Origin of the sequence: Bacillus sp. SIMBA_008 (assembly GCF_046535495.1) — a bacterium.
Classification (GTDB): Bacteria; Bacillota; Bacilli; order Bacillales; family Bacillaceae; genus Bacillus; species Bacillus subtilis.
This window is the reverse complement of the sequence record NZ_JAWRWL010000003.1, coordinates 248,984-263,635: the sequence shown is the minus strand read 5'-3', so window position 1 is coordinate 263,635 and position 14,652 is coordinate 248,984. Positions and strand designations below refer to the sequence as shown.

Here is a 14,652-nt window from a genome sequence, read left to right as displayed (position 1 = left end):
AGGATTGAATGGAATAAGGAATCGATACTGATGAAAGAGAAGATTCGCAGCCTAAGAAAAGCACGTCCAACAGTGATCAATGTGAAATCATAAGAGAAAAAACCGATTTCGAGTTGAAATCGGTTTTTTCTGCATATAAATAACCCAAACCTTGATTGGTATTGGGTGAATGTGCTAAGATAAATTGTATTTGCCAGTTTTCATCATATATTTAATATACGTATCCAATTATATTTTACAGTGTTTCATCTATGTTTGTCAACTATTTTCTGGAGGTGCCGTTCATGAATCAGCAGGATAAGGAATGGAAGGAAGAGCAGTCGAGAATAGATGAGGTGCTGCAGGAGCTCGAAAAAAAAGAGCGGTTTCTGGAAACGTCTGCGGGCGGGTTGAAGCATGATATCATCGGATTAAGAAAAAGCTTTTGGGAGGATGTTAAGGTTAATTTTGATGATGCCCATGAAGCGATTGAAACGATGGCAAGCATTAAGCAGCAGGCAGAGCTGCTGTCTGATCGGGAACAGAATCATCGGCGCATGGATCAGCAGCTCAAACGAATTCATCGATTAAAAAAATCGCCTTATTTCGGCCGGATTGATTTTATTGAAAACGGCGAGGAGCAGGCAGAGCGAATTTATATCGGTTTAGCTTCCTGTTTGGATGAGAAGGAGGAACACTTTCTGATTTATGACTGGAGGGCGCCGATATCAAGTTTGTACTACAATTATTCCCCAGGAAAAGCGGAGTACGAGGTGCCCGGTGAAACGATAGAAGGGGAAATGGTGCTGAAACGCCAGTTTATGATCAAAAACGGCACTCTCAAGGCGATGTTTAATACCGATATGACGATTGGCGATGAAATGCTGCAAGAGGTATTAAGCCATCACTCCGATACCCAAATGAAAAACATCGTGTCTACGATTCAGAAAGAACAAAATCAGATTATCCGTAATGAAAAAAGCAAGGTCCTGATCGTGCAGGGAGCGGCTGGCAGCGGGAAAACATCGGCTGCGCTTCAGCGTGTCGCTTATTTGTTATACAGGCACCGCGGCGTCATTGATGCCGGACAAATCGTTTTGTTTTCTCCCAACTTCTTATTTAACAGCTATGTCTCCTCTGTTTTGCCGGAGTTAGGAGAAGAGAATATGGAGCAGGCGACGTTTCAGGAATATATCGAGCATCGTCTTGGCCGCAAGTTCAAATGTGAAAGCCCCTTTGATCAGCTCGAATATTGCCTGACCGAAACAAAGGAAGGCGATTTTCCAACAAGGCTTGCGGGAATCACATGGAAGGCGGGTTTATCCTTTCAGCAATTCATTAATGAATACGTCACACGGCTTTCCTCTGAAGGGATGATTTTTAAAAATATTATATTCCGCGGACAAAAGCTGATCACAAAGGAGCAAATTCAATCCTATTTTTACTCATTGGATCAAAATCACTCCATTCCGAATCGGATGGAGCAAACCGCGAAGTGGCTGCTGAGTGAGCTTAACAAGCTTGAGAAAAAGGAACGGCGAAAGGATTGGGTTGTTCATGAAGCTGAGCTGCTTGACAAAGAGGACTACTTGGACGTGTACAAAAAACTGCAGGAAAGGAAACGGTTCAGCGAGAGTACGTTTAACGATTATCAAAGAGAGCAGCAGCTGCTTGCCGCCATCATTGTGAAAAAAGCTTTCAAACCGCTCAAACAGGCGGTCAGACTCCTTGCATTTCTTGATGTTACACAGCTTTATTTGCAATTGTTTTCTGGCTGGGGAGGAAAATTTCAGCATGAGAAGATGGACGCGATAGGTGAGCTGACCCGTTCGGCATTTACGGATAATAAATTGCTCTATGAGGACGCAGCACCGTTTCTTTATATGCAGGATCTGATTGAGGGCAGAAAGAAAAATACGAAGATCAAACATCTATTTATTGACGAAGCCCAGGACTATTCACCGTTTCAGATGGTTTACATGAGAAGCATTTTTCCGGCTGCCAGCATGACAGTGCTCGGTGATATCAATCAGTCCATCTACGCGCATACCATACACGGGGATCAGCGTATGGATGCGTGCTTTGAGGATGAGCCTGCTGAGTATGTTCGTTTAAAGAGAACATACAGATCAACAAGGCAGATTGTCGAGTTTACCAAAGCGATGCTTCAAGATGGAGCGGATATTGAGCCGTTTAATAGAAGCGGGGAAATGCCGCTCGTTGTCAAAACTGAAGGACATGAGAGCCTTTGCCAAAAGCTCGCGCAAGAAATTGGCCGGCTCAAGAAAAAAGGGCACGAAACAATAGCCGTCATCTGCAAGACTGCGCAGCAATGCATACAGGCGCACGCCCACATGAGTGAATATACAGATGTTCGCCTGATTCATAAAGAAAATCAACCATTCCAAAAGGGTGTTTGCGTGATTCCGGTGTATTTAGCGAAGGGAATTGAATTTGACGCAGTGCTTGTCTATGATGCATCTGAAGAATACTATCATACAGAGCACGACCGCAGGCTTTTATATACTGCGTGCACCCGTGCGATGCACATGCTGGCGGTATTTTATACAGGTGAAGCCAGTCCGTTTGTAACCGCTGTGCCGCCTCACTTATATCAGATGGCTGAATGAAGAGAAGGGAGTCCTTCTCTTTTTTCTATTTACATGAAGCATAGCCGTTTTATCATTAGGATTCTTAATAGTTATCATCATGTAAATATATTTTACTTAAGCCTAGTATTCCGGTAAAGTTCAATTAGATGCAATTTTCGATCAGTTTATAACTTTGTGAGGTGGATACGTTGCAACTTCAGGTAATGAACAGTCCGTTTAATCAGGAGCAGGCAGAGCTCCTTAACCGCCTTCTGCCAACCTTGACCGAATCCCAGAAAATCTGGCTGAGCGGATATTTATCCGCTCAATCTGTTTCCGCCCAAGAAGCTGCGGGTGCGCCGGCTGCAGCTGTGTCTGCGGAAGCACCGGCACCGGCCGTTTCAAAAGAAGTGACCGTTCTTTATGGTTCACAGACGGGAAACGCACAGGGGCTTGCGGAAAATGCCGGCAAGCAGCTTGAACAGAGCGGTTTTCAAGTGACCGTCTCATCCATGAGCGATTTTAAGCCGAATCAGCTGAAGAAAGTAAACAATCTTTTAATCGTCGTCAGTACGCATGGAGAAGGTGAGCCGCCTGATAACGCGCTGTCGTTTCACGAATTTCTGCACGGAAGACGGGCGCCTAAGCTTGAAGATCTGCGCTTTTCCGTTTTGGCGCTTGGTGACAGTTCGTACGAATTTTTCTGCCAGACAGGGAAAGAATTTGATCAGCGCTTAGAAGAACTCGGCGGAAAACGGATTTCTCCGCGCGTTGATTGCGATCTTGACTATGATGAACCGGCAGCCGAATGGCTTGAGGGGGTATTGAAGGGATTAAATGAAGCTGGGGGCGGAAGCGCCGCGCCTGCGCCGGCGGCTGCGTCTCAAACCGGTGAGTCTTCGTATTCCAGAACAAACCCGTTTCGGGCTGAAGTATTAGAAAATTTAAATTTAAACGGCAGAGGATCAAATAAAGAAACACGCCATGTGGAGCTGTCTCTTGAAGGATCTGGCCTGACTTACGAGCCTGGTGACAGCCTCGGCGTCTATCCGGAAAACGATCCGGAACTTGTCGAGCTGCTCCTTAAGGAAATGAATTGGGACCCGGAAGAAATTGTGACGCTTAATAAGCAAGGTGATGTCCGTCCGCTGAAAGAAGCGCTGATTTCTCACTATGAGATTACCGTTCTCACAAAACCGCTTCTTGAACAGGCAGCCCAGCTGACAGGGAACGATGAGCTTAGAGAGCTTTTAGCCCCGGGAAATGAGGAGAATGTAAAAGCCTATATTGAAGGGCGCGATTTGCTTGATCTTGTCCGTGACTATGGCCCATTTAGTGTATCTGCACAGGAGTTTGTCTCGATTTTGAGAAAAATGCCTGCCCGCCTTTATTCGATTGCAAGCAGTTTATCCGCAAATCCGGATGAAGTGCATTTAACAATCGGCGCAGTCCGCTACGATGCGCATGGCCGTGAACGAAAAGGCGTCTGCTCGATTTTGTGCGCGGAACGTCTGCAGCCGGGAGACACACTGCCGGTTTATGTACAGCACAATCAAAACTTTAAGCTTCCGAAAGACCCTGAAACACCGATTATCATGGTGGGCCCTGGGACAGGCGTCGCACCTTTCCGTTCCTTTATGCAGGAGCGTGAGGAGACGGGAGCGGAAGGAAAGGCATGGATGTTCTTTGGCGATCAGCGCTTTGTCACGGATTTCCTTTACCAGACAGAGTGGCAGAATTGGCTTAAAGACGGTGTGCTGACAAAAATGGATGTGGCGTTCTCACGTGATACGGAAGAAAAAGTTTATGTGCAGCACCGCATGCTCGAACATAGCGCAGAATTGTTTGAATGGCTTCAAGAAGGAGCGGCTGTTTACATTTGCGGAGATGAAAAGCACATGGCGCATGACGTCCATCACACATTGCTTGAAATTATCGAAAAAGAAGGCAATATGAGCCGCGAAGAAGCGGAGGCTTATCTTGCCGATATGCAGCAGCAAAAACGCTATCAGCGTGATGTATACTGATTTGATTTGAAAGGAGTTTTTCAACATGGTGACCAAAATTTTAAAAGCACCGGACGGCTCTCCAAGTGATGTTGAACGCATTAAAAAAGAAAGTGATTATTTGCGCGGCACGCTGAAAGAAGTGATGCTCGATCGAATCAGTGCCGGAATTCCGGATGATGACAACCGCCTGATGAAACACCACGGCAGTTATTTGCAGGATGACCGAGATCTTCGAAATGAACGCCAAAAGCAGAAGCTTGAGCCCGCATATCAGTTCATGCTGCGCGTGCGTATGCCAGGGGGCGTCTCAACGCCTGAACAATGGCTTGTCATGGATGATCTGTCCCAGAAATACGGGAACGGCACATTAAAATTGACGACACGTGAAACGTTCCAAATGCACGGGATTCTGAAATGGAACATGAAGAAAACCATTCAGACGATCCACTCAGCACTTTTGGATACGATCGCAGCCTGCGGAGACGTAAACCGTAACGTCATGTGTGCATCAAACCCTTATCAATCTGAAATCCACTCAGAGGTATACGAGTGGTCTAAAAAATTAAGTGATGATCTGCTGCCGCGGACGAGAGCATATCATGAAATTTGGCTTGATGAAGAAAGAGTTGCCGGCACGCCGGAGGAAGAAGTCGAGCCAATGTACGGACCGCTCTATCTGCCGCGGAAGTTTAAAATCGGTATTGCCGTTCCGCCGTCTAATGATATTGACGTCTTTTCACAAGATCTCGGATTCATTGCGATTGTCGAGGATGGCAAGCTGATCGGTTTTAACGTGGCGATCGGCGGCGGTATGGGAATGACGCATGGCGATACTGCGACATATCCGCAATTAGCCAAGGTCATCGGATTCTGCCGGCCCGATCAAATGTATGACGTTGCTGAAAAAACGATTACGATTCAGCGTGATTACGGCAACCGTTCTGTCCGTAAAAATGCGCGGTTCAAATACACAGTTGACCGCCTAGGTTTAGAAAACGTAAAAGAAGAATTGGAAAACCGTCTCGGCTGGAGCCTGGAAGAAGCGAAGCCTTATCATTTCGATCATAACGGCGACCGCTACGGCTGGGTGGAAGGCATCGAGGATAAATGGCATTTCACGCTGTTTGTCGAAGGCGGCCGTATAACGGATTACGATGATTATAAGCTGATGACAGGCTTGCGGGAAATTGCCAAAGTTCATACAGGCGAGTTCCGGCTGACAGCCAATCAGAACTTAATGATTGCGAACGTTTCAAGCGATAAAAAAGAAGAAATCAGTGCTTTAATTGAACAATACGGACTAACTGACGGCAAGCACTATTCAGCGCTTCGCCGCAGCTCGATGGCGTGCGTCGCTCTTCCGACCTGCGGATTGGCAATGGCTGAAGCAGAACGTTATTTGCCGACCCTGTTAGATAAGATTGAAGAGATTATTGACGAAAACGGCCTTCGTGATCAGGAAATCACCATTCGCATGACAGGTTGTCCGAACGGCTGTGCACGTCATGCACTCGGTGAGATCGGATTTATCGGAAAGGCGCCGGGCAAATATAATATGTATCTTGGCGCTGCGTTTGACGGAAGCCGTTTAAGCAAAATGTACCGTGAAAACATCGGTGAAGCAGACATTTTAAGCGAGCTGCGCATCCTTCTTTCCCGCTATGCGAAAGAACGCGAGGAAGGCGAGCATTTCGGTGACTTTGTCATTCGCGCGGGCATTATTAAAGCAACAACTGACGGTACGAATTTTCATGATTGAGAAAGAAAGACGAGAGACAGGGAGTAGCTTCCTGTCTCTTTTTTCTATAATTTGCTCTTCTGCAAAAAAGTTCACTGTGAGCATATCATGAGAAAAAATACCCTAAAAAGGGTACTATAAAAGAAGACAAGTGTGGAGAGAACTCCTGCGAAACCACATAGCGGATGCAAGGCCACCCTAGCTCAAGGGCTTTTAGACAAACAGATTTTTTGGCTCATCATGCCGACACACAACAGACGAAGGAGGTCATGCATTTGGACATATTTTTAGTTGTGCTCGTATTATTAACGATTATTGCGATTTCTAATATCGTGAACCGGTTTATTCCGTTTATTCCGGTGCCGCTGATTCAAGTGGCTCTTGGGATTCTTGCCGCCTCATTTCCACAGGGACTTCATTTTGAATTAAACACCGAATTGTTTTTTGTTCTGTTTATCGCGCCTCTGCTATTTAATGATGGAAAGAGGACACCGCGGGCAGAGCTTTGGAATTTAAGGGCTCCGATTTTATTGCTTGCACTCGGCCTTGTATTTGCGACTGTGATTGTAGGCGGCTACACGATTCACTGGATGATTCCTGCTATTCCGCTGGCAGCGGCCTTTGGACTTGCGGCCATTCTTTCACCGACTGATGTCGTCGCTGTCAGCGCATTATCAGGAAGAGTGAAAATGCCAAAAGGGATTCTTCGCCTGCTGGAGGGTGAGGGGCTGATGAATGACGCATCAGGTCTGGTGGCCTTTAAGTTTGCGATTGCAGCGGCAGTGACTGGTGCATTTTCATTAGCACAAGCGGCTGTCAGCTTTGTCTTTATTTCTCTCGGAGGCTTGCTGTGCGGGGTTGTCATTTCATTTTTGATTATTCGTTTTCGCCTATTTCTGCGCCGCCTTGGCATGCAGGATGTCACGATGCATATGCTGATTCAAATTCTGACGCCGTTTGTGATTTATTTGGCAGCTGAAGAAATCGGCGTTTCCGGCATTTTAGCTGTTGTGGCTGGCGGTATTACCCATGCGGTTGAGCAGGATCGCCTGGAATCTACGATGATCAAGCTGCAAATCGTCTCCTCAAGTACGTGGAACATTATTTTATTTATTTTGAACGGCCTGGTCTTCGTTATTCTCGGCACGCAAATCCCTGATGTTATTTCTGTTATCTTTAACGACACTGCCATCAGCAACATGAAGGTGATCGGCTATATCCTAGTTATCACATTTACGTTAATGCTCCTCAGATTCCTGTGGGTGCTGTTCTTCTGGAACGGCAAATGGTTCTTTAATAAAGATCAGAACATCTATAAACCGGGTCTTCGTTCGACGCTGTTAATTTCGATTTCCGGTGTGCGTGGAGCAGTAACGCTTGCAGGTTCTTTTTCCATTCCGTATTTCCTGGAGGACGGCACGCCGTTTCCGGAAAGAAATCTGATTCTCTTTTTAGCAGCCGGCGTCATTTTATGCACTCTTGTCATTGCCACCGTTGTGCTGCCAATTCTGACTGAAAAAGAAGAAGAGGACGAGGAACGAAACAAGAAGCTGCTGACGGCGAGACGCAAGTTGATCAAAACAGCCCTTCAAACGATTAAAGAGGACATGAATGAGACAAACAAAACGGCCTCTCTTGCGGTGATAGCTGAATACAATGAGAAAATGAAAAATCTTCGTTTTCAGCAGTATACATCATCTAATCGCATTAAGAAGCACGAGCGAAAAGTCCGTGCGCAGGGGGTTAAGGCTGAGCAAGAGGCGCTGATGAAAATGCTGGAGCGGGGAGACATCCCGGAAGAAACAGCAAATGTGCTGCAAGAACGATTTAACGAGTTGGAAATTTTGTATGCGAACCCGTTTAAAGTCGGATTATCAAAAACAAGGCTCAAGCGGCTGATGTATTGGATTTTCTTCGGTGAACATAAAAAGCCGGAGATGTCGATTTTAAATGAAGCGGGATTGATACGGGCAACAAGAGTGAAAACGGCAAAAGCAGCGATAGAATATCTGGAAAAACATAAGACGGAAGAACATAAAGAAGTATTTTTATCTGTCATTTCGTTCTATAAACAGTTAATTTTCAGGCTGGAGCACAGCCATCATGAGCTGAAATCAAGCGCCCATTTTGAAAATCAGAAGCTGGAAGTAAAGCTGAAGGCTGTGCAGGCGATCAGAAATGAAATTCAAACGCTCTTCGAAGAGAGGGAAATTTCCCGGGACATTTCCCATGAGCTTCGCCAATACATTAATGATGTCGAAGCCGCCATGCTTGAAGGCGGCGAATAAATGCAGCAAAAAAGCTGGCGTTAGAGCGCCAGCTTTTTCTATATTAAGGGCGATGAAATGCGACAGTGCTGCCATCCCGGTCGAACCAGCCTCTGAAGGCCCAGTTGATCCAGCCGCCATCGCCTTTGTTTGTAAAGGTTCCATCTTCAAATACCCAAATGCCATACGTAATGCCGTCGTAAACGGCTGAGCCGTAAAATTGCACACCGTTCAAATGATCTTCATATTCCTGGCTTAAATTAAAGACCATGACATTATATTTTTGGCCGGATGCGTAGAAGGAAGACTCCATGAGGTTTTTCACAAAGCCATCCCTGTTCTGTGCGGATTTGATGGCATCAGCGATCTGGTTGGCAATTCCAAGTACATCCAGGTTGACGTTTAAACCTACATCAGCGGCAGTTGTTCCAGCAGCAGTTGTCTGCGACATCTTCGGAGCAGGATTTTCTTCAGCGGAAGCAAAGGACAAAGGGGCAATTGTCAAAGCGGCACCAAGAGCAAGTGTCATTGGAATACGAATACGTTTCAAGTTGTTTCCTCCTTTGTTTTCATTTGGTTACACTAAACGCATACCCTGCTCAATGTATTTGTAATCTCAATATTGTTAAAATAGGAAAAAAATAGTGTTTGGATTTGCCTGTGTTGTGAAAAAAGAAGCAAAAAGAGGGTCTTAAGCGTATTATTGGTATCGGCTGAGAGGAATGTGAGATAATATAGACGCTTACATTTCAGTGAAAGGGTGGATGTTCAAGTGCCAACAAGTTTAAAAGATACTGTAAAGTTACATAACGGAGTTGAAATGCCTTGGTTCGGTCTGGGTGTTTTTAAAGTAGAAAATGGTAATGAAGCGACTGAATCAGTGAAAGCGGCAATTAAAAATGGCTATCGCAGCATTGATACAGCAGCGATCTACAAAAATGAAGAAGGCGTTGGCATCGGGATTAAAGAATCCGGTGTGGCAAGAGAAGAGCTCTTCATCACATCAAAAGTGTGGAATGAAGATCAAGGCTACGAAACAACGCTTGCTGCCTTTGAAAAGAGTCTGGAAAGATTGCAGCTTGATTACTTAGATTTATATTTGATCCACTGGCCTGGCAAAGATAAATATAAAGATACATGGCGCGCGCTTGAAAAGCTGTACAAAGACGGCAAAATCCGCGCGATCGGCGTCAGCAACTTCCAAGTTCATCATTTAGAAGAGCTGTTGAAAGATGCTGAAATCAAACCGATGGTGAACCAAGTTGAGTTTCACCCTCGCTTGACGCAAAAAGAATTAAGGGATTACTGCAAAGCGCAAGGCATTCAGCTGGAAGCGTGGTCTCCGCTCATGCAGGGACAGCTTTTGGATAACGAAGTACTGACACAGATTGCTGAAAAACACAATAAATCTGTGGCTCAAGTGATTTTGCGCTGGGATCTGCAGCATGGGGTTGTAACCATTCCAAAATCCATTAAAGAACACCGTATCATCGAAAACGCTGATATTTTTGATTTCGAATTGTCTCAAGAAGACATGGACAAAATTGACGCATTAAATAAAGATGAGCGTGTCGGCCCAAATCCTGATGAGCTTCTGTTTTAATCAAAAAACTCCCCGTAACGGGGAGTTTTTTTAGTGCGTTTTTTTCTGTTGAATGAAAAACAGCATCAAAAAGGAAATGACAACAATACAGACGACCCACGCCCAGGCAAGGGTATTGTTGCCGGAATCCAATGCGACATATATCGCCGTCGGCAGTGTTTGCGTAACACCGGGGATGTTCCCTGCAAACATGAGTGTTGCGCCAAATTCTCCGAGCGCCCGCGCAAGGCTGAGGATGCTTCCGGTCAGTAACGAAGGATAGGCAAGCGGGACGGAGATATGGATAAACACTTTCCATCTGCTAGCGCCGTCTACCATTGCCGCACCTTGTATATCGGGATCAATGTCAGCAAATCCGGTTTTGGCTGATTGATACATAAGCGGAAAGGCTACAACAGCCGAGGCGATCACAGCGGCCCACCAGGTGAAAATGACAGGCTGCCGGAAGATCCACTCGATGGCTTGTCCGATGAAGCTGTGCTTTCCGAAAATGACGATCAAAATAAAACCGACAACAGTAGGCGGAAGAACGAGCGGAAGCATAAAACATGTTTCGAGTGCCGTTTTTCCGAAAAATGATGCCCGTGACATCCATGCTCCAGCAAGTGTTCCGAGAATAATGACAGCAATTCCGGCAACTGCCGCCACCTGAAAGGAAAGCACAACGGGTGTGAAAAATTCTGAAGCGCTTATGCTACTCGGCAGTAAAGCCATATTTCTCAAATACTTTCATTGCTTCATCAGATTGCAGGTATTCGTAAAATTCCTTCGCTTCCTTACGGTGTTTTGTATCTTTTACGATTCCTAACGGATAGACAATTGGGCTGTGAGTATCTGCTTTTGCCTCGTCGATAATGTTGACCTTTTTCGAGACCAGGGCATCTGTTTTATAAACAATACCTGCGTCTACATTGCCGGTTTCAACATAAGAAAGAACTTGGCGAACGTCTTTTCCATACACAATTTTATCCTTCACTTTGTCCCATAAAGACAGCTTTGTCAGTGAATCTTTCCCATAAGCTCCTGCCGGTACGGATTCCGGAGTGCCGAGAGCGATTTTTTCTGATTCAGCCAGATTGCTGAAGCTTGTCACAGGTGAATCTCCGTTTTTCGGTACGACCAGCACAATTTCATTACCGACTAAATCAGTGCTGTCTTTTTTTGCGATATCTCCATCATCCACCAGCTTTTTAAATTTATCCTCAGCAGCTGAGAAGAACAGATCGGCTCCTGCTCCTTGAGAAATCTGTTTTTGCAAGGCGCCGGATGAGCCATAGTTATCTTGGATGGTAATATTTTGATGCTCTTTTTCATAATTTTTTTGGATTTCCTCAAGTGCATCCTGCGCGCTGGCGGCAGCTGAGATGGTTAACGTTACTTTTTTCTCGCTGTCCGTTGAAGACTGGTTTGAAGAACAGCCTGCTGCAAGCAGAAAAGCGGTTAAGGCTGCGATTAAAATAGAATACTTCTTAAACATGATTGCACCCCTTATCATTAGATATAACTAATTATAACTGATTATGTTTGGTTTATGTGGGTTTTTTTACATTCGACGAAAAGGTATAATAAAATAGGAGAGTGATGATGATGAATGAAACCTCTTCCTATACGATAGAAGAAGTTGCAGGTCTGCTGAAGGTATCAAAGCTGACCGTTTATGATTTGATTAAAAAAGGCGTGCTGCCTGCTTACCGTGTCGGCAGGCAGATGCGTGTGGATGAAGAAGATTTAAAGCAATATAAAACGAATATGAGAATGTATCAGCCCATCGCTGCAACAGAAGCGCCGAAACAGGTGCAGGAGGCTGAGCCGGACGGCAGACCGAATGTCATGATTAGCGGACAGGACATTTCGATGGATCTCCTCAGCAAGCATTTGGAGAATGCCATTCAGGAGACGCCGCTCCGTAAATACAAAGGAAGCTTAAACAGCCTGATTGATATGTATCAAGGCAAGTGTGACATTGTCAGCCTCCATTTGTACGATGCAGAAACCGGCCAGTATAACGCGCCTTATGTGAAACGGATCTTGACAGGTGAACCGTTTTGTCTCATCAATGTCGTTCTCCGCAAAGCAGGACTGTATGTGCAAAAAGGGAATCCGAAAAACATTCAAGGCTGGAAAGACTTGAAAAGAGCCGATATCCGGATCATCAACAGGGAAAAGGGTTCTGGCGCAAGGGTGCTCCTTGATGAACAGCTTGGCTTGCTTGGTGTGAATCCGGCTGATGTAGTGGGATATGGCGATATCGTGACTGATCATTACGCTGTCGCTTCACAAGTTTCAAGCGGACAGGCTGACGCGGGAATCGGGGCGCAGCACGCGGCACATATGGGCAGTGTTGATTTTATCCCGCTCATCGATGAACAATATGATATCGTCGTTTTGAAAAAACATGAGCAGCTGCTGAAGGCCGTGAAGGAGATTTTGAATTCTGAGGAATACAAGGCGAATTTGTCTCAATTAAACGGCTATGAAACAAAGCTGACTGGCAAGGTGATGTTGGAAACGTAAAAAATCCCTCTTGATAGAGGGATTTTTTTCATTCGGAAAACCTGAGCAGGTCACCATTTAAAATTTTATCAGAGAGAGACAGTTCTTCGTTTGCTTTCTCCTTATAAGGGAGGCACGCATCCTGATTTTCCAGCACTTCACCTGTTTTTTGGCTATAGCACGTGTTCTTTGTGTATATATAATCGTTCGTAATAAAGCTGCCGTTTCGCAGAACGGCGAATGGGGTGCGGTCGCTGGACAGCAAATCATTGCCGAATTGGATATCGCCTTTTGTCTCAACGCCGAGCAAATGCATCAGCGTCGGCCTGACGTCGACCTGTCCCCCGGCATCAGGGATGGTTTCCGGCTTTTGATCGGTGATTCCCGGGATATGTATGATAAACGGCACCCGCTGGAGCTGAACGTTGTCATACGGTGTGATTTCGTCTTTCCCTAAAAACTCAGCCATTGCCTCGTTATGGGCTTCAGAAATGCCGTAATGATCTCCCATAAATACGATCATCGAATTTTCGTATAAGCCTTCGTCCTTCAGTTTTTTGATAAAATGCTTTAATGCCTCATCCTCATAGCGAACCGTGGTCACATAGCGGTTTAACAGATCACTGCTTGAATCGAATTCATCTATCAGCTGATCCTTTTCATCAATCTCAAACGGAAAATGATTCGTTAACGTGATAAAACTGCTGTAGAACGGCTGCGGCAGGCTTTTCAGCTTTTCGGCGGACTGCTCTAAAAATTCTTTGTCTTTTAAACCCCAGCTTGTCGATGTCCCGGGAGTGACATGAAAATCATCAACATCAAAAAAGCGGTCAATGCCAAATGTATCGTACATGACATCTCTGTTCCAAAATGTTTTATGGTTAGCATGAAAGACGGCTGAATAATAATCGTGCTGCTTCAGCGATTTATACATCGTATGAAATTGATGGTCGCTTTTCGTGAAAAAGACGGCGCCGCTAAGGGAAGGATACAGTGAGTTAGCGACGATAAATTCTGAATCTGATGTTTTGCCTTGTTCTGTTTGCTGATAGAAATGATCAAAGGAATAGCTTTTTTTAATGAGATCATTCATAAATGGGGTAATTTCTTTTCCATTTACTTTTTCATTCAGAACAAAGCTTTGGGTCGATTCAAGTGTTACAAAGATGACATTGCGCCCCTTTGCAAGACCGAATTTGCTTTGATCAGGCTTGCTGTAATCAGCCTCTGTGTAGTTTTTAATGGCAGTTATACTGTCTTCATCGGCAAAAGCTTTCGCGCTGATATTAACAGTCTGAGAAATTGTATCGTAAATATGGAACTGAAACAGACCGATGCTTTTGACTAGCATTTCCCGGTCAAAAGAATGTGCCAAAAGCTTCGGCTGCTGTACTTCTGCAAGTGCCAGTGTGCATAAAAGCATGCCGCAGGAAGCTGCATAGTACCGTTTGATCGTGCGGGGAGCGGCTTTTGTCTGCGGCTGTTTCGTTTTTCTGGCGAGCAGCAGCAGACAAACCAAATCCGCAAACAGGGCGATAAACAGAGGATGGAACAGTTCTTTTACACTGCTGCCCATATCGCTCATGTTGCTGGCCTGAAATAAAACCGGGATGGTAATAAAATCGATATAAAAGCCGTAAAAAATCGTATTAGAGATCAAGATAACAGTCAGAACCAAATTGGCAATCAGCAAAAAAGCCCGCTGCTTGTTTCCTTTTAGAAGCAGGCCGATCCCGAATAAAGGAAGAATAAAGCTGAGCGGGTTGACCAGCAGCATTAGCTCCTCCAACAGAGTATCGATTTGCAAATCAAAGCCGAGTTTATATATCACATACGTTTTGATCCACATAAATAAGATCGAAAAACATAAAAACCGCTGATTGTGAAAAAAGGTTCCTTTCATCAATATGACTCCTCACGTTTTCTTGATCATCTGCATGAAATGCTTCTTAAGTAAAACCTACTAAAAACA

Annotated in this window: 10 protein-coding genes; 6 read left to right on the top strand and 4 right to left on the bottom strand. The window is 45.1% G+C overall.

Going from position 1 to position 14,652, the window contains the following annotated elements:
• The first annotated feature begins 284 nt into the window (after positions 1-284).
• The 4 genes from helD to SB658_RS11955 all read left to right on the top strand — a co-directional run bounded on the left by helD (position 285) and on the right by SB658_RS11955 (position 8,605).
• Positions 285-2,609, top strand: a complete 2,325-nt coding sequence (gene helD, locus SB658_RS11970) for a DNA helicase IV (protein ID WP_129092698.1) — start codon at positions 285-287, stop codon at positions 2,607-2,609.
• Positions 2,610-2,779: 170 nt separating this feature from the next.
• Positions 2,780-4,597, top strand: coding sequence for an assimilatory sulfite reductase (NADPH) flavoprotein subunit (locus SB658_RS11965; protein WP_101169600.1), 1,818 nt, complete (start codon positions 2,780-2,782; stop codon positions 4,595-4,597).
• A gap of 25 nt (positions 4,598-4,622) precedes the next feature.
• Positions 4,623-6,338 (top strand): assimilatory sulfite reductase (NADPH) hemoprotein subunit, encoded by a 1,716-nt coding sequence (cysI, locus tag SB658_RS11960; RefSeq protein ID WP_017696388.1) that lies wholly within the window; start codon positions 4,623-4,625, stop codon positions 6,336-6,338.
• A gap of 254 nt (positions 6,339-6,592) precedes the next feature.
• On the top strand, positions 6,593-8,605 hold the full coding sequence (locus SB658_RS11955) for a Na+/H+ antiporter (RefSeq protein ID WP_124059098.1): 2,013 nt from the start codon (positions 6,593-6,595) through the stop codon (positions 8,603-8,605).
• 43 nt (positions 8,606-8,648) lie between these two features.
• Here SB658_RS11955 and yvgO read toward each other — a convergent pair whose 3' ends face one another.
• The gene (gene yvgO / locus SB658_RS11950) at positions 8,649-9,134 is read right to left on the bottom strand and encodes a stress response protein YvgO (protein ID WP_014480858.1); all 486 of its coding nucleotides are present in this window, start codon (positions 9,132-9,134) and stop codon (positions 8,649-8,651) included.
• Between the two features lie 222 nt (positions 9,135-9,356).
• Between yvgO and pgoN the strand changes: the two genes are divergently transcribed.
• Entirely contained in the window at positions 9,357-10,187 is an 831-nt protein-coding gene (pgoN, locus tag SB658_RS11945) for a glyoxal/methylglyoxal reductase (protein WP_029318405.1), read from the top strand.
• A gap of 30 nt (positions 10,188-10,217) precedes the next feature.
• Here the strand turns inward: pgoN and modB are convergent, their stop codons facing one another.
• Both modB and modA read right to left on the bottom strand, forming a co-directional pair.
• Positions 10,218-10,910, bottom strand: coding sequence for a molybdate ABC transporter permease subunit (modB, locus tag SB658_RS11940; protein ID WP_124059094.1), 693 nt, complete (start codon positions 10,908-10,910; stop codon positions 10,218-10,220).
• Positions 10,882-11,664: a molybdate ABC transporter substrate-binding protein gene (gene modA / locus SB658_RS11935; protein ID WP_410601661.1), complete on the bottom strand. Its 783-nt coding sequence runs from the start codon at positions 11,662-11,664 to the stop codon at positions 10,882-10,884. The genes modB and modA overlap by 29 nt, the downstream gene beginning before the upstream one ends.
• A 110-nt stretch (positions 11,665-11,774) precedes the next feature.
• Between modA and SB658_RS11930 the strand changes: the two genes are divergently transcribed.
• Positions 11,775-12,701: a substrate-binding domain-containing protein gene (locus SB658_RS11930; protein ID WP_124059578.1), complete on the top strand. Its 927-nt coding sequence runs from the start codon at positions 11,775-11,777 to the stop codon at positions 12,699-12,701.
• 28 nt (positions 12,702-12,729) lie between these two features.
• Here SB658_RS11930 and SB658_RS11925 read toward each other — a convergent pair whose 3' ends face one another.
• On the bottom strand, positions 12,730-14,583 hold the full coding sequence (locus SB658_RS11925) for an LTA synthase family protein (RefSeq protein ID WP_144500530.1): 1,854 nt from the start codon (positions 14,581-14,583) through the stop codon (positions 12,730-12,732).
• Positions 14,584-14,652 lie beyond the last annotated feature (69 nt).

Excerpts from the sequence above, each read along its gene's own strand:
- helD (WP_129092698.1), top strand. The coding sequence starts at position 285 with ATGAATCAGCAGGATAAGGAATGGAAGGAAGAGCAGTCGAGAATAGAT.
- cysI (WP_017696388.1), top strand. The coding sequence starts at position 4,623 with ATGGTGACCAAAATTTTAAAAGCACCGGACGGCTCTCCAAGTGATGTT.
- modA (WP_410601661.1), bottom strand. The coding sequence starts at position 11,664 with ATGTTTAAGAAGTATTCTATTTTAATCGCAGCCTTAACCGCTTTTCTG.
- SB658_RS11930 (WP_124059578.1), top strand. The coding sequence starts at position 11,775 with ATGAATGAAACCTCTTCCTATACGATAGAAGAAGTTGCAGGTCTGCTG.
- SB658_RS11925 (WP_144500530.1), bottom strand. The coding sequence starts at position 14,583 with ATGAAAGGAACCTTTTTTCACAATCAGCGGTTTTTATGTTTTTCGATC.